General features: G+C 58.1%; 15 protein-coding genes. 13 read left to right on the forward strand and 2 right to left on the reverse strand.

The window, feature by feature from the left end; all coding sequences use genetic code 11:
* The first annotated feature begins 51 nt into the window (after nucleotides 1–51).
* The 3 genes from ACLPGZ_RS02990 to ACLPGZ_RS03000 all read left to right on the forward strand — a co-directional run bounded on the left by ACLPGZ_RS02990 (nucleotide 52) and on the right by ACLPGZ_RS03000 (nucleotide 3,089).
* Entirely contained in the window at nucleotides 52–1,965 is a 1,914-nt protein-coding gene (locus ACLPGZ_RS02990; protein ID WP_239055359.1) for an FUSC family protein, read from the forward strand.
* Nucleotides 1,965–2,429, forward strand: coding sequence for a MarR family winged helix-turn-helix transcriptional regulator (locus ACLPGZ_RS02995; protein WP_009460957.1), 465 nt, complete (start codon nucleotides 1,965–1,967; stop codon nucleotides 2,427–2,429). The genes ACLPGZ_RS02990 and ACLPGZ_RS02995 overlap by 1 nt, the downstream gene beginning before the upstream one ends.
* Before the next feature lie 129 nt (nucleotides 2,430–2,558).
* Nucleotides 2,559–3,089 carry a CinA family protein gene (locus tag ACLPGZ_RS03000; protein WP_009460955.1) on the forward strand — a complete coding sequence of 177 codons (531 nt, stop codon included), beginning with the start codon at nucleotides 2,559–2,561 and terminating at the stop codon, nucleotides 3,087–3,089.
* A 34-nt stretch (nucleotides 3,090–3,123) separates the two neighbouring features.
* Here the strand turns inward: ACLPGZ_RS03000 and acnA are convergent, their stop codons facing one another.
* Nucleotides 3,124–5,778 carry an aconitate hydratase AcnA gene (gene acnA, locus ACLPGZ_RS03005; RefSeq protein ID WP_239055360.1) on the reverse strand — a complete coding sequence of 885 codons (2,655 nt, stop codon included), beginning with the start codon at nucleotides 5,776–5,778 and terminating at the stop codon, nucleotides 3,124–3,126.
* Nucleotides 5,779–5,947: 169 nt separating this feature from the next.
* Here acnA and ACLPGZ_RS03010 point away from each other — a divergent pair, with 169 nt between their 5' ends.
* Nucleotides 5,948–6,958, forward strand: a complete 1,011-nt coding sequence (locus ACLPGZ_RS03010; RefSeq protein ID WP_239055361.1) for a GntR family transcriptional regulator — start codon at nucleotides 5,948–5,950, stop codon at nucleotides 6,956–6,958.
* A 4-nt stretch (nucleotides 6,959–6,962) separates the two neighbouring features.
* Entirely contained in the window at nucleotides 6,963–8,123 is a 1,161-nt protein-coding gene (locus ACLPGZ_RS03015) for a 2-methylaconitate cis-trans isomerase PrpF family protein (RefSeq protein WP_239055362.1), read from the forward strand.
* Here ACLPGZ_RS03015 and ACLPGZ_RS03020 read toward each other — a convergent pair.
* On the reverse strand, nucleotides 8,120–9,106 hold the full coding sequence (locus ACLPGZ_RS03020; RefSeq protein ID WP_009460948.1) for an AraC-like ligand-binding domain-containing protein: 987 nt from the start codon (nucleotides 9,104–9,106) through the stop codon (nucleotides 8,120–8,122). The two genes, ACLPGZ_RS03015 and ACLPGZ_RS03020, sit on opposite strands and share 4 nt — an antisense overlap.
* Nucleotides 9,107–9,411: 305 nt before the next feature.
* Here ACLPGZ_RS03020 and ACLPGZ_RS03025 point away from each other — a divergent pair, with 305 nt between their 5' ends.
* From ACLPGZ_RS03025 to ACLPGZ_RS03060, 8 genes are all read left to right on the forward strand, one after another.
* The gene (locus ACLPGZ_RS03025; protein WP_009460946.1) at nucleotides 9,412–10,593 is read left to right on the forward strand and encodes an ABC transporter substrate-binding protein; all 1,182 of its coding nucleotides are present in this window, start codon (nucleotides 9,412–9,414) and stop codon (nucleotides 10,591–10,593) included.
* 38 nt (nucleotides 10,594–10,631) lie between these two features.
* On the forward strand, nucleotides 10,632–12,023 hold the full coding sequence (locus tag ACLPGZ_RS03030; RefSeq protein ID WP_239055364.1) for an aromatic ring-hydroxylating dioxygenase subunit alpha: 1,392 nt from the start codon (nucleotides 10,632–10,634) through the stop codon (nucleotides 12,021–12,023).
* Between the two features lie 32 nt (nucleotides 12,024–12,055).
* A complete protein-coding gene (locus ACLPGZ_RS03035) occupies nucleotides 12,056–12,592 on the forward strand; it encodes an aromatic-ring-hydroxylating dioxygenase subunit beta (RefSeq protein WP_035268326.1) in 537 nt (178 codons plus the stop codon).
* Nucleotides 12,592–13,200: a cysteine hydrolase family protein gene (locus tag ACLPGZ_RS03040; protein WP_060186055.1), complete on the forward strand. Its 609-nt coding sequence runs from the start codon at nucleotides 12,592–12,594 to the stop codon at nucleotides 13,198–13,200. The genes ACLPGZ_RS03035 and ACLPGZ_RS03040 overlap by 1 nt, the downstream gene beginning before the upstream one ends.
* A 9-nt stretch (nucleotides 13,201–13,209) precedes the next feature.
* Nucleotides 13,210–14,037 (forward strand): SDR family oxidoreductase, encoded by an 828-nt coding sequence (locus ACLPGZ_RS03045; protein WP_042488955.1) that lies wholly within the window; start codon nucleotides 13,210–13,212, stop codon nucleotides 14,035–14,037.
* A 104-nt stretch (nucleotides 14,038–14,141) separates the two neighbouring features.
* Nucleotides 14,142–15,734 (forward strand): phytoene desaturase family protein, encoded by a 1,593-nt coding sequence (locus ACLPGZ_RS03050; protein ID WP_239055365.1) that lies wholly within the window; start codon nucleotides 14,142–14,144, stop codon nucleotides 15,732–15,734.
* Nucleotides 15,735–16,038: 304 nt separating this feature from the next.
* Nucleotides 16,039–18,480, forward strand: a complete 2,442-nt coding sequence (locus tag ACLPGZ_RS03055; protein WP_181900222.1) for a DUF3772 domain-containing protein — start codon at nucleotides 16,039–16,041, stop codon at nucleotides 18,478–18,480.
* 43 nt (nucleotides 18,481–18,523) lie between these two features.
* Entirely contained in the window at nucleotides 18,524–20,923 is a 2,400-nt protein-coding gene (locus ACLPGZ_RS03060; protein ID WP_226349539.1) for a mechanosensitive ion channel family protein, read from the forward strand.
* Nucleotides 20,924–20,928: the final 5 nt, after the last annotated feature.

The following is a 20,928-nucleotide window of genomic DNA, read 5'->3' on the forward strand; positions in this document are numbered from 1 at the left end:
TAAGCTATCTATATAATCATGCTTTAGCCTTTGTTCTGTCTCCTGTCTTTTATGTTTCCCTCATTTTCCTGGATCCAGCTGGATCGACCTGCGCTCCTGCATGGCCTGAATTTGGCCTTGGCAGCGTGGCTGTCGTTCACCATCGCTGTTTTGCTTTCCGTTGATAACCCGTTTTGGGCTGCCATGCCGGTGTGGGTGCTGTCGCAAGCGTATCGGGGGCTGGTGTACGAGCGGGCTTTGTGGCGGATTTTGGGAACGTTGGTGGGGGCCGGTTTGGGATTGGCGTTCCTGCACTTGCCCAATCCTTATCTGCAATTGCTGGGGATGGCCCTGGTGGTGGGGGTGGCCTCGGCCTTGACCCATGTGTTTCGGGGCGCTTTTTCTTACTTGCCCATGCTGGCGGGGATCACGATTGGCGTGGTGGTCTTGCCCTCGGTGCTGGCTCCGGAGGCGTCACTGGATTTGGCCTTGTCGCGAGTGGAGTGCACGCTGATCGGGGTCGTGGTCACTACCTTGCTGTGCTCGCGGACAACGCCGCGCAGTCAGCGCAAAACGTATTACGAGCGCGTACGTGTCCTGGCGGCGGATGCCTTGCGCATCGCTGCTCATGCTTTGGGGCCGTCTTATCAGCAGCCGGATCAAAGCTCGTGGAGCCGTGTTCGCCAGGAGATTGTGGATCTGGATGCCCAAGCCCGTATTCTGGCGGCCGGCTCTCTGGATGCTTATCGACGCCTGCCTTATGTGGATGCGTTTCTGTACGCCGTGATTGAGCTTTTGGCCGCCAGTGCGCTGATTGTCCAGCAAAGGGAGCAGGGCCTCTCGCCTGCCGCGGATTACGCACGCGACTTGCAGGAACAGGCACAACGCTTGCAGGACGGTCTGAGTTTGCGGGTGCTGGGCAAGACAGCCTTGCGGCACGAGGGGCAGATCAGTCTGGCGCGCTTGCGCCGTGCAATGGGTCAAATACAAAGGGCGGAGCAGGGGTTGTTCGCTGAACGGGTGCAGCCCAGACGGCACCGTTTTCTGACGACGCCTGCTGTTTCGGTGGATTGGCCCTTGGCAATCCGCACAGGCCTGGTCAGTGGCCTGGCCGCTTTCACTGCAGGTGGCATCGCTTACGCTTTGGCCAGCCCCGCGCTGGAGTTGATGGCGATTGGGGTGTGTACGTTCTCCATTATTTTGGGCTCCATGCCGCGTCCGCAATTGATGAGCCGAACCATGTTTACCGGGATTGCCGTGGGCGTGCTGGTAGCCAGCTTTTATCGCTATTTCGTCCAGGTACACCTGGTTGCGGACTGGCAGGTCATTCTGTCCGTGCTTCCTTTTTTGGTGGTCGGCGGTTTGTTACGTGCCAACCGTCCTACGTCGACCTGGGCATTGGACGCGAATATGTGTTTCCAGCTGGCCAGTCAGGCCGGGATGGCGGCGGTTACTTGGCCCATCATCTTGAAGGAGTCCTTGCCTTTGCTGGCGGGCTCTGCGGTCGTGTGCAGTGCTTTCTTCCTTTTGCCTCGCCGGACTCATCCTCGTGGCCAAGCCTTGGTCAGACGTGTGGTGCGCGAACTGTATCCGTTGATCAAGCGTTCGCGCCCGCGCCTGTTCCGGGTCTGGCGTGCGCGGGTAGTGCGTCAATGGGTGCGTCTCTGGCACTGGATGGGCGAGCAGACCCCCCATGGTTTGCTGTCCTTGATCAACCTGGGCCATGGCGTGGTCGCGCTGAAGCGGCTGGCCAAACGCGGACCGGAGCAGCAAGCCTGTGTGGAGCTGGTCTGTGAGTTGCTGGAAGGGTTTGAGCATCAGCCCGTGGAGTTGGCCCAGCAATTGCTGCGTATCAGCCAATCCTGTACCGACACGGTATTGAGGCAGGCGATCATGGATGTGGCGCAGTCCTTGCAGGGGGCGCAAGCGGTTCTGGTTTATGCTTACCCGCCTGATGCTACGCCGCGCGCTGTGGAGACTTCCTGATGAATCACCAACTTTATGAACGATTTGGCCTGTCCATGATTGTGCTGGCGCGCCTGTATCGTCGTGAACTGGATCAGACGCTGGTGCGTTATGGCGTGTCCGAGGCCACCATCCTGCCGATTCGCTATCTGGCCCAGTTGGGGGAACCCATACGGCAAGGGCAGTTAGCACGCATGATGCGTCTGGAAGGCCCCACCCTGGTGCGCCTGATCGACCAGTTGGAGTCTGGCGGTTTGCTGGAGCGTGTGCCCGACGAGCAGGACAAGCGCGCTCGCCTGTTGTGTCTGACTGAAAAAGGGCGGGACTTTCACGAACGCCTGCTGGAATTGCTGCGCCAATCCCGTGCTCCCCTGTTTGAAGGGATTGCGGACGCAGATATAGAAGCGGCCTTGCGTTGTTTTGACGCGCTGGCCAGCAATCTGGGGCTGGAAGCAACGGATATGTCCAGCCTGTTCGGGGATTGATCAAGTGCCTGGGCGGGGCAGCGTAAGCGCATGTTCCAGATGGTGAGCAGAAAGCAGGGGCTGGTTTCCTGCTTTTTTACTTTATGGTTGAATAAACCGTCCTTGTTTCAGCAATAAGGAGGGTATGCCATGAACGATGTAGATCTTGCACGCTTGGTCAAAACCATGACCGAGGCCCAGCTGACGCTGGCAACCGCAGAATCCTGCACGGCAGGGTTGATTGCGTCCACGCTGGCTGACCAAGCGGGGGCGGCAGCTGTACTGGACTGTGCTTTTGTGACGTATTCTCCGCAGGCCAAGTATCGCTGCCTGGGCGTCGATCAGCGGGTGCTGGCGGAAAACAATCTGTGCAGTGAGGCAGTGGCGCGGGCCATGGCCAAAGGAGCCGCAGAATTGACCCCGGCCAATTTGATCATTGCCAATACGGGGGTGGCTGACGATATTGCGGAGCCGCAGATTCCGGCCGGCACGCAATGTTTTGCCTGGCTGTTCAAGCCACAGGATAAATTTGATCCTTTGGTCGTCTATACGGAAACGATTGTTTTCGATGGCACGCGGGATGAAATCCGCCAGCAAAGTGCGAATCATGCCTTGCTGCGCATCGAGCATTGGTTGCGGCTGGTTAAACAAGAACGCCAGGGTGTGACCCCTGGCGTTTGATACCGCTAACTGGACAAGCTAAGCCTGTAAAGGCTTAGTTTTCCAGGTATTTGCGCCAGACGCGTGGCAGGATACCGCCATGACGCCAGTACTCCATGTCCTCGACCGTATCCAGACGCACAATCACCGGCACGGACTGGGTGCTGCCATCCAGGCGATGGATGATCAGCTCGGCCTGCGAGCGTACCCCCAGGTTTTCTTCCAGGCCCTTCACATCAAAGGTTTCGGTGCCGTCCAGGCCCAGGGTATCGGCATTGGTGCCGTCCTGGAACTGCAAGGGCAGCACACCCATACCGACCAGGTTGGTGCGGTGGATACGCTCGAAACCTTCGGCAACCACCGCCTTCACGCCCAGCAGAGCAGGGCCTTTTGCGGCGGAGTCGCGGGAAGAACCGCAACCGTAGTTCTTGCCAGCAATCACCAGCAAGGGAACCTGACGTTCCTGATAGGTCTGGGCCGCTTCAAAAATACGCATCACTTCGCCTTCCGGCATCACCTTGGTGACGCCGCCTTCCACGCCGGGAACAATCTTGTTGCGCAGACGGATGTTGGCGAAGGTCGCACGCTTGACCACTTCGTGGTTGGCACGGCGCGTGGTGTAGTTGTTGAAGTCTTTTTGCTCCACACCCTTGGACAGCAGGAAGTCAGCAGCAGGCGTACCCAGGCTGATCGAACCCGATGGCGAGATGTGGTCGGTGGTGATGGAGTCACCCAGAATCGCCAGCGGACGCATGCCGCGCAGGTTGGCCACGGGAGCCGGTTCGCGCTGCAGGCCGTCAAAGTAAGGCGGTTTGCGGATGTAGGTGCTGTCGGCTTCCCATGGGTAGTGGCCACCATTGCTTTCGCGGGCCAGGGCATCCCAGGGTTCGCCACCGTCGTACAGCTCGGCATAGCGTTCGATGAACAGGTCGCGGTCGTAAGCGCCGTGGATGGCTTCTTGCACTTCGGCAGATTTGGGCCAGATGTCGCTCAGGTAGACGTCTTTGCCGTCCTCATCCTTGCCCAGCGGGTCGCGGGTCAGGTCTACATTCAGGTTACCGGCCAGGGCGTAGGCCACAACCAGGGCGGGCGATGCCAGGTAAGCAGCGCGCACGTTGGCGTGGATACGGCCTTCAAAGTTACGGTTACCCGACAGTACGGCGGTGGCAATCAGCTTTTCGGATTCAATCGCGTTGACGATATTGGCAGGCAGTGGGCCCGAGCCGCCGTTACACGTGGTGCAACCAAAGCCGGCAATATTAAAGCCCAGTACGTCCAGGTCGTCTTGCAGTTGAGCGCGCTCCAGCACGTCAGCTGTTACTTGGCTACCGGGCACCAGCGAGGTCTTGACCCAGGGCTTGCTGCGCAAACCACGAGCCACGGCGTTACGGGCCAGCAGACCGGCGGCCATCATATTGGCGGGGTTAGCGGTATTGGTACAGGAAGTAATGGCGGCAATGACCACATCGCCATCATTCAGCACAAAGTCCTCGCCTTCCACGGGTACGGTACGTTGCGGGTCGTAAGGACGGCCAGCAATTTTCTGGTGATGAGCGGGGAAGGACTGGGCAGCGGTGTCCAGATCCAGGTGATCTTCAGGATTGCTGGGGCCAGCCAGGCTAGGCTTGATGCTGCTCAGGTCCAGTTTCAACACGGTGTCGTAAACAGGAGCGGGAGCGGCCGGGTCGCGCCACAGTTTTTGAACCTTGCTGTATTGCTCGACCAGATCAATCTGTTCTTGTGGACGGCCTGTCATGTGCATGTAGTGCAGGGCAGCGTCGTCGATGGGGAAGAACACCGCGGTTGCGCCGTACTCTGGTGCCATATTGGCGATCATGCCACGGTCGCCCAGGGAGAGCTCGTCCACGCTGGGGCCAAAAAATTCGACAAACTTGCCCACCACGCCCAGTTCGCGCAGTTTTTGCGTAATGACCAGAACCAGGTCGGTAGGCAGCACGCCGTCATTGAGCTTGCCAGTCAGCTCGATACCCACCACGGCAGGCAGGGCGATGGCGACGGGCAGGCCTACCATCACGGCTTCGGCTTCAATACCTCCGACACCCCAGCCCAGAATGCCCAGGCCGTTAACCATAGGCGTGTGGCTGTCGGTCCCGACACAGCTGTCGGGGTAGACCAGATCCACGTCCTTGCCTTCTTCGGTCCATACAACCTGACCAATATGCTCGATGTGCAATTGGTGCATGATGCCTTTGCCAGGTGGCACCACTTTCACGCCGTCAAAGTTGCTGGAACACCAGCGCAGGAAGGCAAAGCGCTCGCCGTTACGTTGGTATTCACGTGCCAGGTTGATGTCGGCTGCCTTGGGGTTGGCCCAGCTGTCCACTTGGAGGGAGTGGTCAATAATCACGTCGATAGGGACTTGAGGGCGCACGCGGCTGGCGTCACCACCGGCTGCTTGTACGCCTTCGCGCAAGGCGGCCATGTCCAGCAGCATCACCAAACCCAGAATGTCCTGACCAAAGACGCGGGCAGGGTAGAAGGTGATGCCGTCGCCCACCTTGCGCTGGAGCAGGGAGTCAATTTCCTGATCCACGTCGGCGTGACGCACGGCCTTTTGACGACAGAGGTTTTCCAGCAGAACGCGCAGCGAGTACGGCAGCTTTTCAATACCGGGGATGTCGGCGATAGGAACGTAACGTACGGAACGTCCGTTCAGGGACAGCGTTTCTAGGGCAAGAGACTGAGACATGGCAAACGATTCATCCGTAATAAGAAGCCAGGAAAGCGGGGCCAACCTGAGCAAGAATAATCAATAAAATTATGCGTCTGGAGCCTTGATAAAACAATTAAATTGTATTTTGTTTGTATATAATACAATAAAACGATCCGGGATCGCTTCGATTTTTAGGAATGTCGGCATGAAAAGCCAATCCAATTCTTTGCATGTCACCTTGGCACATCGCCTGCTGGACTACGTGCGGGCAGGGCATTTGCAGGCCGGGCATCATTTGACGGAACAATCGCTGGCCGAGGCGCTGGGTGCGTCGCGCTCGCCCATACGGGGCGCCTTGGCCTATCTGGCGGAAAAAGGCATTGTGGGCGCGCAGCCGCCCCGGCGCGGCCTGTATCTGTTGAAAGGAGCCGACCAGCTTGGTGTGATCGAAGAAGAGTTGGGCACCAGCCAGGACGACCAGATCTACTTGCAACTGGCCCGCGACAAGCTCTCGGGCATTTGGGGTGACACCTTGTCAGAAAACGACGCCATGCGTCGATACGGCCTGACGCGCGAGCGTGTGCGCCGCATTCTGGCTCGTGCTGCCAATGAAGGCTGGATGGAACAGCGCGCCAGCAAAGGCTGGTCTTTCCTGCCCATGATTGACGGCCCTCAGGCTTGCGAAGAAAGCTATACCTTGCGCCAGATGCTGGAACCAGCGGCCATGCTGCTGCCGGGCTTCGCCATTGACTCCACTGTCTTGCGTCGGGTGCGTTTGCAGCAGCAGGCCTTGGCCGACGGGGGCTGGCGTCATGCCGGACACGCGGAAATGTATCAGGCCAATGCCACCTTCCATGAAGCCTTGGCCTCCTTGTCCGGTAACCGCTTTATCGCCCAGACCGTGACACGCCAGAACCAGTTGCGGCGCTTGCTGGAATATCAGGAAACCCTGGATCGGGAACGTATTCGTCGCCAATGCCTGGAGCATCTGGCAATTCTGGATTTGCTGGAAAAGGGCGAACGCGCTCAGGCCTCCGCCCTGCTGGCCCGCCATCTGGGCAATGCCAGTGAAGAGAAAGTACAGCAGCTGGAGCGGCAGCAGCAGCAACGCAGCGGCCTGCCCGGCGCTGTTAGTGAATCGATGGTCTCTCACGCCGAACCCATGGAGGAGACGGCGCAATTTTCTTTAATGGCGCAAGCCAAGAACCAGGAATAACGTGATGAAGCAAAAATCCCTTCCCGCCGTGTTCATGCGTGGTGGCACCAGCAAAGCCTTGATGCTCAATATTGCAGACCTGCCTGCCGAGCGCGACGACTGGACGCCTCTGTTTTCCGCTGCCATGGGTACGCCGGACCCTTATGGTCGCCAACTGGACGGCATGGGCGGTGGTGTTTCTTCCTTGTCCAAGGTTTGTATTATCGGCCCGTCCAGCCATCCGGACGCGGACGTGGACTATACCTTTGCGCAAGTAGCCATCAAGGAAGAGAAGGTGGATTACCGTGGCAACTGCGGCAATATGAGCTCGGCCGTCGGCCCTTACGCAGTAGAGCAGGGCATGGTCAAGGTTGAGGATGGCGAAGCGTGTGTACGCATTCTGAATACCAACACCAACAAGATCATTCACGCCCACCTCACGGTTGAAGATGGTCAGCCCCGTTATGACGGCGATTTGTCGATCCCTGGCGTCGGCGGCACGGGTTCGCCTATCCGTCTGGACTTTGTGGAACCGGGCGGTGCCTCTACTGGTTCCTTGCTGCCTAGCGGTGAATTGACCGAGTGGCTGGATGTGCCTGGCGTAGGCCGTATCGAGGTGTCGCTGGTGGACGCGGCCAACGCAGCCGTTTTTGTACGCGCTGCTGATGTAGGCCTGACCGGTCTGGAATTGCCCGACTGGCTGGAAGCGCACCCCGAAGTGCTGGAGCGTCTGGACGCAATTCGTGTGCAGGCGTCGGTACGCATGGGCATTGCTCCCGATGTGGAAGCCGCACGTCAGATTCGCATCGTGCCCTTTGTTTGCATCGTGTCGCCGGCTCAGGACAACCCGACCTTGTCTGGCGACGTGGTTCCTGCCAAAGAGATTGATCTGGTTGCCCGCGTGATTTCCAATGGCCAGCCGCACCGCGCCTTGCCCTTGACGATCTCGCTGTGCACCGCTGTGGCTGCTCGTTTGACGGGCAGCCTGCCTTCGCAATGTCTGTCCGACTCGGTTGCCCCTCAAGGTCCACTGCGTCTGGGCATGCCTTCCGGTGTGCTGACAGTGGGCGCGGAAGTGGAAAAGAAAGACGGCCAGTGGTTTGCCAAGGCCGGTTCTTTCTATCGTACGGCGCGTCGCCTGTTTGATGGCCGTGTGTGGGTTCCTGGCAAAGCCTTGAAGGACTAATCCACGATACGCAAGTCCTGCGAGGGTGAACGCCCGAAGCGGGACTTGTAGTCTGCACAGAAGCGGCCGAAATGGTTGAAGCCGCAGCGCAAGGCAATCTCGCTGACCTGGGTACCCGGCACGGCATGACGAATGGCTTGCTGGGCCGCTTCCAGACGAATCTGTTTCAAGAACTGCATGGGGCTCAGCCCCCGCTCCGTACGAAATGCCAGCGTCAGGCTGCGCACACTGGCACAGGCCGCGGTGGCAATCTGCTCCAGCGTCAGGGCCTCGTCCAGGCTGGCCCGCATGAAATCCTCGGCTCTTTGTACCCGGCGCGAACTGGCCGGGCGCACGCTTTGCTGCAATTGCTGGCTGTAGTTACCCGGCTGGGTATGAAACAGATGCAGCAAAAGATTGTCCTCGGCCTGACGCGACCACTGGTCCATTTCGGGCGGCAAATGCCCACCGTACGCCAGCAAGCTGCCAATCTGGTGCTGCCAGGCGCAGCCGTGCGGCGAATCCAGAGACATGCCAGCGGCAAATTCAATGGGCCGATCCAGGCTCAAGCCCAAGGTCTGACGGGCCACTTCTTCCAGCCGGTGGCGCGGAATCTTCACTAAAAACTGTTCACAGCCCTGTTCCCAATCCAGTTCAACCTGCAGGGAAGGGGAGATCACGCTGGCGATTTTAGGGTTGGCCTGGACATACTCCCGACCAACCCGAATACAGGAGCGTCCCTGTATAGGCACCTGAAACAGCAGGAAATCCTCCAGAATCCCCGGCGACACCTGCACCGCCGCGCCATATTTCAGCAAGACAAAGGAAAAGCTGTGGCTGCTGGCATAGCGCAGGGAAGCATCGACCGGGCCGTCATTCCAGGTCAAGCGGTGCTCGGTTAAAAAACCGGCCGTCTCGCTGCGTGTCTGGTCCGGGCAGCGCGATTCAAAGCGCGGCGCACTGTGTTGCAAGGGGGCCAGCCCTGACATAAACCACGCTTGCATGATGTGTGTCTCCAAATTTTTGCCGGTTCGGGATAAGGCTTGCCATATCTGGATAGCCGCCCATTCTGCGCCGGTCTAATGTATTTCAAACCTAAAACAGTAGTCCTGTCCCGGCACCTTAGCAGATTGGGATACGACTGGGAATTGCTGTATTCACGTAGTCCCTTGGGCCCGTCTTTTCTGGCTTGCAGGACAAGCGCCGCAAAAATCACGGGCGTCAGTGGTACACAGCTTCCGGCGTATTGGGGGTAGTCCAAGGCAGAACTAAAGTCCAGTTTTTTAAAAGACAGAGGACGGAGACAAACATGAAAAAACAAGTGGCGTTCTGTATGAGCACGCTGGCCTTGGCCCTGGCCTGTAGTCCGGCATCCAGTCAGGAAGTATTCAAGGTGGGGCTGCTAACCACCTTGTCTGGCCCTGGTGCAGCCATTGGCGCAGAAATCCGTGATGGTTTCGAGCTGGGCCTGAACCACTCGGGCGGCAAGCTCGGCGGGGTGGATGTAGCCTTGACGGTGCTGGATGATCAGCAAAAACCAATGGAAGGCCGCCAGGCGGTGGACCGTCTGGTCAAGCGCGACAAGGTCGATGTGATTACCGGCATGGCCTTCTCCAATGTACTGCTGCCCGTGATGCCGACGATTTTGAACAGTGACACGGTCTATATTTCCGCCAATACCGGCCCGGCCGATTACGCGGGCGAACGTTGTCACCCCAATTTCTTCAGCGTGTCCTGGCAGAACGAGGATATTCCCGCTGCCATGGGCAAGTACGTGACCGATCAGGCGCACAAGAAAGTCTATTTGATTGCCCCCAACTACCCCGGTGGTCGCGAGTCCATTGAAGGCTTCAAGCGTCTGTTCAAGGGCGAGATTGCCGATGAAGTCTATGTGAAGGTCGGCCAGATGGATTACGCCGCCGAATTGGCACAAATGCGTGCTTCGGGTGCGGATGCCGTGTTTTTCTTCCTGCCCGGCGGCATGGGCGTGTCTTTTATCAAGCAGTTGATCAACTCGGGCCTGTCCACGCAACTGGCGGTATACACCCCCGGCTTCTCGGCTGATCAGGACACGATTGCCGCGATTGGGGAATCCATGAAGGGCATGGCGAATGCCGCCCAGTGGTCGCCGGATCTGGATAACCCGGTCAACAAACGCTTTGTGGCGGATTTTGAAAAGACCTACGGTCGCCTGCCTTCCATGTACGCCTCCCAGGGCTACGACGCCGCCTTGTTGCTGGATGGCGCACTGAAGGCTGACCCCAAGGCCGCTACCGACCGGGAGGCCCTGCGTAAAGCCTTGCGCAGTGCACCGTTCGAGTCTGTACGCGGCGCCTTTGCCTTTAACAACAACCAGTATCCGGTGCAGACCTACTACATGCGTGAAGTGGCCCCGAATGACAAGGGCCAGATGAGCAACAAGATTGTGTCCACCGTATTCGAGCAGTTCCAGGATCATTTTGCACCGCAGTGCAAGATGGAAAAGTCATAAAGAGGGTGCGTCAAGCATCCGGCAGCAAGGAGGTAATGATGAGCTATAGCAACGAACAGCTGTCCGCATTGGTGCGGGGAGACAGCGTACATAAATCGGTCTATACCGACCCCGAGATCTTCCGTCTGGAGATGGAACGCATTTATGGCCGTGCCTGGATCTACATCGGCCACGACAGCCAGGTGCCTAATCCCGGCGACTACCACACCACCTTGTTGGGCGGCCAGGACGTCATCCTGGTGCGCGGCAGCGACAAGAAGGTGTACGTGCTCTACAACCGTTGCCCGCACAAGGGTGCGAAAGTAGTGGCCGATGGCTGTGGCAACGCGGGCAAGTTCTTTCGCTGTCCTTACCACGCCTGGACGTTCAAGCTGGACGGTCAGCATCTGGCCGCTCCGATGAAAAACGGCCTGGAAAACACCTGTTTTGATCCCAAGCACCCGGACTTCTCCATGCGCCGTGTGGCTCGTGTGGAAAGCTACCGTGGTTTTGTTTTTGCCTGTCAAAGCGCCCACGGCCCGGACCTGAAAGAGTTTTTGGGTCCCATCATCACCTCCATCGACAATCTGTGCGATCGCTCACCCGTGGGTGAAGTGGAAGTGGCCGGTGGCAGCTTCAAAGTCTGGCAGCCTTCCAACTGGAAGGTGTTCTACGAGAACCTGCACGACACCATGCACGCCAACGTGACGCACGAGTCGTCCTACGTGGCCGCCCGTGAGCAAGCCGAAGATTACGGCTCCATGCCATTGGAACTGCACATCATGGACGGTAACGGCGAGCCCTACGGTTTCTGGGAAAAGCTGGACCTGTATGCCTTTGATAACGGCCACGGCTATATGGAAGGGATTTTCAATCCAGGTGCCATCGAAACCGACCCGATCACCAAGGCGCACTACGAAACGTTGAAAGAAGCCTACGGTGAAGAAAAAGCCTTGAACATTCTGGGCGAGAACCGTCACAACAGCATTATTTACGGCAGTGGCTCGCCCCACACCGTATTCCAGCAGTTCCGTGTGATTCGCCCAGTGGCGGTGGACCGCACTCATGTGGAAATCCAGCTGTTTCGTCTGAAAGGTGCGCCGGACGATATTTACAAGCGCGGCCTGATGTACGCCAACCTGATCAACTCGCCGTCGTCCAACGTGATGCCGGACGATATCGAAGTCTATGGCCGCTGTCAGGAGGGTAACCAGACCAATGGCGGAGACTGGATCAGCATGCACCGCTATGACGGCACCGACAAGCCTATCGAAGGCGGTATGGTCGCCACCAACGGCACCAGCGAATTGCCCATGCGTAATCAGTTCCGCGCCTGGAAGCATTTCATGACTACCAGTCTGTACGACGCGCCTGCGCAGTCGGAAGACAGTGGTAAAGCCACGGTGCGTTCGGCTTCTGGTGAGCCCATCGCCCCCGCAACACAGGCTTAAGCGGGCTGCTGTTCGAGCCAAGGAGAATTCTTATGTTGTTTGATATTGATTTTGACGTCAGCGTGGATCAGGTCACGCCTGTGAACCTGAGCCTGGAAGCCATCCGTGAAGTGGAGCAGTTCATCTATCACGAAGCTCGTTTGCTGGACGAGCGCCGTTGGCAAGCATGGCTGGATCTGTGGACTGAGGAGGGCATGTACTGGATTCCTCACAGCTACGATCAGGAAAGCCCTTACGAGCACATTTCCCTGTGCTGGGAAAACAAGCTGCTGCGTGAACTGCGTATCCGTCGTCTGGAAAACCACCGCAACTGGTCCCAGCAGCCAATCACACAGTCCTGCCGTGTGCTGGGCAATGTGATGATTGATGGCACTGATCCGGAAGGCTATCTGGTGGTGCGTTCCAGCTTCCACTCCATGGAGTGGCGTGGCAAGGATCCGGTCTACCGTGTGGGCAGCCTGATTCACAAGCTGCAGGCCCAGGAGGGCGGTGGCTGGAAACTGCGCATGAAGCAGGTGAACCTGGTGGATCGTGACGCGGTTCACGGCGCTATTCAGGTGTACATCTAATGTCGGCAGCCCATCACACAGCCTTGCTGGCCCTGCATTATCAAAACGACGTCCTGCACGCCGATGGCCTGATCCGCGTGGGGGTAGAGGCCAATAGCCCCCAGCGTCAGGCCTTGATCGAGGCCGCAGGCCGTTTGCTGGCGCAGGCCCGCGCACAGGGCGTGCCCATTGTGCATGTGCGGGTGGGCTATCGGCCTGACTATGCCGACCTGCTGTGCAATGCGCCGATTCTGCACAATGTGAAACGAATCGGTGCCATGCAGACTGGCAGCTGGGGAGCCCAGTTCTTTGACGGGCTGGCTCCCTTGCCTGACGAGTTTGAAGTCCACCACACGCGTATCAACGCTTTCTTTGGTTCCGCGTTGGAGCCGGTGGTGCGTCGTTTGGGCGTGGAGCGTCTGGTGATTGCCGGTGTGGCCACTCATTCCGTGGTGGAAAGCACGGTACGCCATGCGGTGGATATGGGCTATGAGGTGGCGGTGGTGGCCAGCGCCTGTGGTGCTCCCCCCGCGACCCATGAGGCCTCCCTGGCCAGCATGAGCCTGATTGCTCATATTGACCGGGACGAAGATTGGGCGACGGTGTTCGGCGCGCCCCAAGCACAGTAGGAGAAGGACATGCAGCAGGACATGAAGGTGAATTTACAAGGTAAGGTCGCCATCGTGACCGGGTCCACGCAAGGGCTGGGGGCAGATATCGCCCTGGCTCTGTGTGCCGCCGGTGCGTGGGTGCTGATCGTGGGTCGCAGTCAGGAAGAAGGTCAGCGTACCGAGGCGCGTCTGCAGGCCGTAGGCAAGGCCCAGTTCATGGCCGCCAATATTTGTGATGATGCACAGCTGGATGCCTGCGTGCAGGCCGCCCTGGCACAAACTGGCCGCATCGACATTGTGGTGAACAATGCCTGTTCCTACGGGGACGAAGGCCTGGCTTCCAGCCGGGAGCTATGGCATCAAACGCTGGATGTGAACCTGATCTCCAGCGCGATTCTGGCCCAGAAAGCCACGCCGCATATGGGGCAGGGCGGGGTCATCATCAATATGGGCAGTACAGGTGGCAAATTCGGCGTGGCCGGACGCGCGCTGTATCCCGCCTCCAAAGCGGCCATCCTGCAGTTTACAAAAAGCTTGGCCGTGGAATTGGCTCCCTCGGGCATTCGTGTGCTGACGGTCTCGCCAGCCTGGACCTGGTCGCCATCCGTTGAACGCATGAGCGGCGGTTCGCGCGAACTGGCCAATCAGGTTGGGGCGCAAGTTCATCCTTTGGGCCGAGTCGGCTCCGGTGAAGAGGTCGCCCAGGTGGTGCTGTTTGCCGTGTCGGGAGCGGCTTCCTGGATGACAGGCATTGATCTGCCCGTCGATGGTGGCTTTTCCGTACTCGGGCCAGAGCAGGGCAAGTCGCCCCGTCACTGGTTTGAACGCTGGCAGGCGCAGTCGTCTGGCTCATAAATAGAAAAGTGCGGTAAAAGATGTCCAGGGCTTGTGGACAGCTGTTTCTTGTGGCGTGTTCACAAGCCCTGACCCCGTTCAGGGCAATTTAAAAAAGGTGTGGGATGACAGACTCAACAAATAAAAAATCGTATGCCGTCATTGTGGTGGGCAGTGGCATTAACTCCCTGGTGTGTGCAGCCTTGCTGGCGCAAAAGGGCAAGCAGGTCCTGGTGCTGGAGCGTAACGACCGTGCGGGCGGGTGTATCCGTACCGAGGAGCTGTTTCCGGGCTTTACCCATGAGTTGCTGTCGTCCTGGTACCCCTTGTTCACATCCGGCGCTGCCTATGCCCGTTTGAAAGACGATCTGGCCGCCCAGGGCGTGGAGTTTCTGGAAAACGGCTATACCACCGGTGTGGTGGGCAGCGATGGCAAGGGCCTGGCCCTGCGCCACGATGTGGGCGATTCCATTCAGCGTATCAATGGCTTGCAAGCTGGTGATGGCGATGCCTTTGGTGCCATGTGCAGCCAGTTGTTCGAGCGCGATGCAGGTCTGACCTTCGGCTTGCTGGGCACCGAGCCATACAGCCGTGGCTTGTTGGGTTTGCTGTTCTCGCAATGGCGCAAGCGCCGCATGGACGGCATGGTGCAGTATGGTCGCGAGTCCCTGGAGTCCTTCCGTCGCTGGGCCGATCGTGAACTGAAAGATGACCGTGTGCGCGGCATGATGGCTCCCTGGGTCTTGCACTCGGGCCTGGGCCCTGACGACGCCTGCTCGGCTTTGATCGGCAAGCTGACCTTTGCGGCTGTGGTGGCCGGTGGTATGCCTGTTGTGAAAGGCGGCGGCCAGAATCTGGTGCGTGCCCTGTGCGCCATTATTGAAAAGGCCGGTGGCCGTATTCAGTTGAACACCGAAGTGGAAGAAATTGTGCTGGAAGGACAAAAAGCCCGTGGCGTGCGTGCCGGCGGCCAAGTCTACGAAGCCAGCCATGTGGTGTGCAACGTTACACCGCCACAGCTCTATGGTCGTTTGTTGCCGGGTGCTCCCGCTCAAGTACGTGAACAAGCCAATGCCTACCGCTTTGGCCGTGGCGACATGCAAATTCATCTGGCGTTGGACAGCATGCCTAACTGGAGCGATCCAGAGCTGCTGAAAGTACCGTTGCTGCACCTGTCCGACAGCCTGGAAGACGTCAGCATGAGCGTGGCCCAGGCCAATAACGGCCTGATCCCGGCCAAGTTCACTGTTGCTATCGGCCAGCCTTGCTCTCTGGACGCCAGCCGTGCGCCGGAAGGCAAATGGATACTGTGGATGCAGATGCAGGACATGCCGTCCAAGCTGCGCGGTGATGCTGCTGGCAAGATCGACGTGCCGGAGGACGGCAAATGGACCGAAGAAGTCGGCCAGGCCGTGGCCGAGCGCATCATCGACCAACTGGAAGGCGTCATGCCCGGTTTGCGTCAACAAATCGTGGGCCAGAAGGTACTGTCGCCGGCGGACCTGGAATCTATCAACTGCAATCTGGTGGGCGGCGACCCCTACTCGGGCATCTGCTCCCCTGACCAATTCTTCTGGATGCGCCCCTTTGCCGCCAGTAACGGTGCCCGGTCTCACGCCACACCGTACAAGAATGTCTACCACATTGGTGCGTCCACCCATCCAGGCCCAGGTCTGGCGGGAGCGTCCGGATTCATGGTGGCGGAGCAGATTCGTTAATCCTGCTTGTTCCTGGGCCTGAGGCTTGATGCCTGCAGGCAGAATAACCGGCCGGGGTAGGTGTTTTGCACCTGTTCTGGCCGGTTTTTTTGCTTCTTGGCATTCAGCCAGAAGAGGGGATGAGGGGGAGTAAAGGAGCCGGAACCTGAAAAGTGAGCAGTTCGGGGCGTTTATCGCCAAAAAAACAGGGTTCTCGTGAATACCTCATGCGCCAAGCCCACAATAGTTCGGTATTCTGTGCATGTTTTCTCCTGCCCTGGCGGTTTCATGCTTGGGGCCTGATTGTTTAGCCGGAGTTTTATTGATGCACGCTTTTCGCCGTTCGCGCCTGTGTGCTTTTTTGTCCTTGTGGCTGCTGGCTGTGGTGCTGGCTGTTACCGCTGTCCCTGTGACGGCCGAGACGGTGGCATTGACGCCTGCGCAGGCCAGTGAGTCCCTGAATGAATTGCGTGACACGCTGCAAACTGTCCAAGACCGTTTGCAGAAAAATGATGGCTTGGGCGATTCCGATCTGGTTGCCTTGCGCAATCAGTTGCTGCTGGCGCAAGAGCAGGCTCAGGAAATGAGTGTGCGTCTGGAGCCTGAGCTGTTGAGCGTGACCGCGCGTCTGAATCAGTTGGGGCCTGTGGATGATCCGGCGGGGGAGTCCGAGGACATTGCGCGTCAGCGTGCTCAATTGCAGCAGGCGGTGACCGAGCTGGACGGCATGATCAAGCTGGCCCGTTTGATCGGCGTGGAAACAACACAAGGCCTGGATCAGGTGTCCAAGCAGCGCCGCGTAATTTTCCAGGCGGAATTGGGTCGGCAGTCGCAGTCCGTGTTGACACCGCGCTTCTGGCGCAATGTGTCGCGCGATTTGCCCGGTGATCTGGCCAGGGTCGAACGCATGCGCAAGGATCTGGCTCAGCGGGTAACCGATTTGCCCGCTTATGTGCTGTGGTCGGCAGGAGCCCTGGCTTTGGTTTTGTTGGGGCTGTCAGTGTGGGCGGTACGGGGGCTGGAGCGTTTTACCATCAACCACACCAAGCCCTCGCGCTTGCGACGCTCTTTTTATGCGACGGCCTTGATTGTGCTCTACAGCCTGACGCCCGGTTTGCTGGCATCGGTGGCGGCAGGGCTGTTTTACTGGAACGGCAATCTGGCTCCGGATCTGTCCAGCTTTGTGTCCAAGTCCGTATTCGCCTTGTATCTGGGTGGCTTTGTGACCGGGATGGGCCGCGTGCTTTTGTCGGCGCAGCGTCCTAGCTGGCGCTTGCCTCCCATTCCCAGCAATGTGGCTTTGAAGCTGGCATGGTTGCCCATTGCTCTGGGCATCATGGTGGCCTTGACCTGGATGTCGCAGCAATTGCTGGGCCTGATCAATGCCACGCTCAGCACTACCTTGCTGATCAACAGTTTTAACACGCTGACACTGAGCATCTTTATTGCCATTGCAGCCTGGAACTTGAGCCAGGGGCGTGAGAAGACCCCCGTTCCAGAGGGCGGCGAGGACCCGCAGAAAACGGCTCCGGTTCAGCAGGGGGCGACCTGGTTACGCGCCATTCCTATCACCTTGGGTGTGGTCATTGGGCTGGGGATGATTGCCTTCTTGCTGGGCTACATCGCCTTGAGCAGTCTGATTGTGCAAGAGGTGTTGTGGCTGAGTCTGGTGATTTGCACCTGCTATGTCCTGGTCGCGCTGATTGCGGATATCGGTCAAAGCCTCTTGCTGCAATTTAAAGAGAAGCGCGCCGCTAATGAATGGACCAGTACGCAATTGCGTGGCAGCAGCCAGATCGTGATCGTGCTGTCCGGAGCCTTGCGTTTATGCCTGATTATTACGGCGATTACCCTGGTCTTGCTGCCTTTTGGGGAAGACCCCACGCAGTGGCTGCAGCGTCGTTTGGGCTTTTTGGTTAAAGGTTTTTCTTTAGGTCAGGTTCAGTTAAAACCCAGCTCGGTCCTGCTGGCCGTACTGATTCTGGTGCTGGGGATTTTGTTTGTTAAAGCCTTGCAGCGCTGGGTTGCCAACCAGCTTTTGCCCGCCACGCGTATCGATCCGGGTATGCGAGTGTCTACTGCTAATCTGTTCAGCTATGTGGGCTACTTTATTGTGGTGGCTACGGCGATTTCGTCTCTCGGAATCGGTCTGGAGCGCATGGCCTGGGTGATTTCAGCCTTGTCGGTGGGTATCGGTTTTGGCTTGCAAGCGGTGGTGCAGAACTTTGTATCGGGGCTGATTCTGTTGGCCGAACGTCCCATCAAAATTGGGGACTGGGTCAGCCTGAACGGGGTAGAGGGCAATGTACGCAAGATCAATGCCCGTGCCACGGAAATTGAAATGTTCGACCGCTCCACCTTGATCGTGCCGAACTCCGAATTCATCACCAAAACCGTGCGTAATGTGACCTTGAGCAATCCCTTGGGGGTAGTGAAGGTCAAGATCAATATGCCTATCGACACAGACGCTAAACGGGTACGTTCTATCATGCTGGATGTGATGCAGAACTACAGCGACGTGCTGGCCGACCCGGCGCCGGATGTGACGCTGGATGGCTTTGATGCCAACGGCTTGCAGTTCACGGCGACCTGCTATGTAAGCTCGCCTCGCATTGGCAGCCGGGTACGCAGTGTCCTGATGTTCGATATTCTGGATGAATTACGCAAGGAAGGTCTGGCGTTGCACCATACTCAGACCATGACGGTGTTGCCCAATACACCGGTCGCCAGCCAGAATGAAAGCGGCAACCCCTTGCTGAATGATTGAACCTCGATAAAAAAAACAGGCAGGCCCCAGGGAGACAACAGCCATGAAGACGCTACGACTAGGTGTGCAGGTCTTGCTCTTGTTTCTGGCTCTGCTGGGGGCCTGGCCACAGGCACAGGCACAAGCCTTGTCCGAGGTAGAGCAAGAGCGTGAGATGATTCGAGAGCTGCAGCAGGCCCAGGATGAAATCCGCCTGATGCAGTACCGCCTGGAAGGCAACCAGGTATCGATACGGCCCGAGCGCAGCTACGAGGAAGATCAAAAGCTGGTGCGAACGCAGGAGCTGTCCGGACGGGTGGTGCAGTCTTTGGAGCGGCGCAGCCGCCTGTTGAAGGCACGTTTGCAGGAGCTGGGCGAAGATTCGGGCGATGAGGCCGAGCAGCTCATCGTTCATAACGAACGCATGCAATTGCGCCGTGCCGATGCTGCCTTGCGGGCTGATCTGCGCGTAGCGCGTCTGGTGCAGGTGGAGGCGCAACAAGCCCGTCAGTTGCTGCGAGAGGCGACGGTGCGCTATGAGAAAGCGAAGCGTTGGCGACGCAATGCCTCTTTGGTCCTGCTGGAAAGTTTGCCCGAACTTGCACAGGCCTGGCCCGCTGACCGTTCCAAACTATCTGACTTTGCCCAGCAGTGGCGAGGAACATGGAGCAATAGCAGTTGGCAGCAAAGCAGCGCCTCATTGTGGATGGCGGCGGCGGTTCTGCTTGTGATGCTGGCTTTGTTCCGCGTCATGCCCCTATGGGTAAGCCGTTATCTGCCAGCCGGACGCTTGCGTCGCTCCAGTCTGATCATTGCTAATTTCTTCCTGTGGTTTATCGCTACCTGGGTGGTAGTGGACCAGCTGGTTGAACTGGTGTTTCAACGGCCAGGCCTTTCTCCCACCCAGTTTGAGCTTCTGGCTTATTTGAAAGTAGGAGCTTGGGCTGCGGCAGTGGCGCTGGCTTGCCTCAAGAGTATGGTGGTTCAGCCTCGGGCTTCCTGGCGTTTGATTCCCGTTTCCACTCAGACTCAGCATAGGCTGCGTTACTTTGCACCCGCTTTTTTTCTGCTGGTGTATGCGGACATCACAAGCAGTTTTTTTCGGGGATCGATAGGTTTATCGGATGCATTTCAGTCCATGGCTGATGGTGTGAGCAGCCTGCTGTATTTGATCCTGTATGGCTATGGTTTGTGGGTTCTGCGAGACGAGCTGTTCAATCGTACTGATGTCGCGGGGCAGGGGGCGAGCCGAACGGGACGCAGTTGGGCTCGTCTGGCCTTTAAAGGCGGCGTCCTTGTTTACATTCTGGTGTTGGGCTTGTTCATCGGCGGCTGGCAAGGCCTGTCGGATGACTTGATGTCGCATTTCATCACTATGCCCTTGATCCTGGGGCTGCTGGCCTACGTTTGTATGGTGTGGCTGCAGGACATTGCGGATTCCTTGCTGACCTATTTGCGTAATCGCAGCCATGATCCAGAGGCTGCGCCGATTCGCGTGCAAAGCCAGTTCATCGTTGTGTTTTTTGCTATCGCCCGGATGAGCGTGTTGCTTCTGGCGATCTGGATGGTGAGTGGGGATTGGTTAACTGAGCCCAAACAGATGCTGGAGTCGGGGCTGGATGTCTCGCGTGAGGCCTTGCGTCTGGGAGCGGTGCAGTGGCGCCTGGACTTGTGGCTGATTGCCTTGGGCGTGATGCTGGTGGGGGCCGTCCTGATTCATTTTCTGCGCACCTGGCTGCGTCAGCATTACATGCCTAACACCACGCTGGAGCCGGGCCTGCAAAATGCGATCGTGGGCATGGTTGGGTACGTTGCCTATTTTGTTCTGTTGGTGATCTGCCTGTCCATGCTGGGTGTGCCGATTGAATCGGTGACCTGGATCTTTACGGCCTTGACGGTGGGTCTGGGTTTTGGCTTGCGAGGCATTGTGCAGAACATTGCCTCTGGCCTGATGCTGATGGTCGAGCGTCCCGTCAAAGTGGGAGACTGGGTGGAGGTAGAGGGCAGCGAAGGCAATGTGCGCCAGATTCGCTTGCGGGCGACCTATGTTGAGCGCTTTGATCGCACCATGGTCATGGTTCCCAACTCCCAGATGATGGGGCGGCAGGTGCGTAATCTGACTTACACCCCGACCTCCTTGGGCGCGATTGAGTCCCGCTTGCTGTTTCCGCTGGATGTGGACGCGGATGCGGTCATGCAGATTTTGCGTGAGGCCGTGCAATCCGAGCCGGAAATTCTGACCGAGCCAGCCCCTATCTTGTCTTGCGACGGAATTTTTGGGGATGGGGTGGCATTCAGCACCCGTTGTTTCATCAATACCATGCGAGTCCAGCGCCGGGTGCGCAGCAATCTGATGCTCGATATTCTGCGGCGCTTGCGTCAACAGGGCATCAGTCTGCATCCGGCCCAACGCTGGGTTCAGGAAGCCATGGACAAAGACAGGGCCGAAGACCCCGACCTTTAGGGTTT

Origin of the sequence: Alcaligenes sp. Me129 (assembly GCF_050487245.1) — a bacterium.
Taxonomy (GTDB): Bacteria; Pseudomonadota; Gammaproteobacteria; order Burkholderiales; family Burkholderiaceae_B; genus Alcaligenes; species Alcaligenes phenolicus.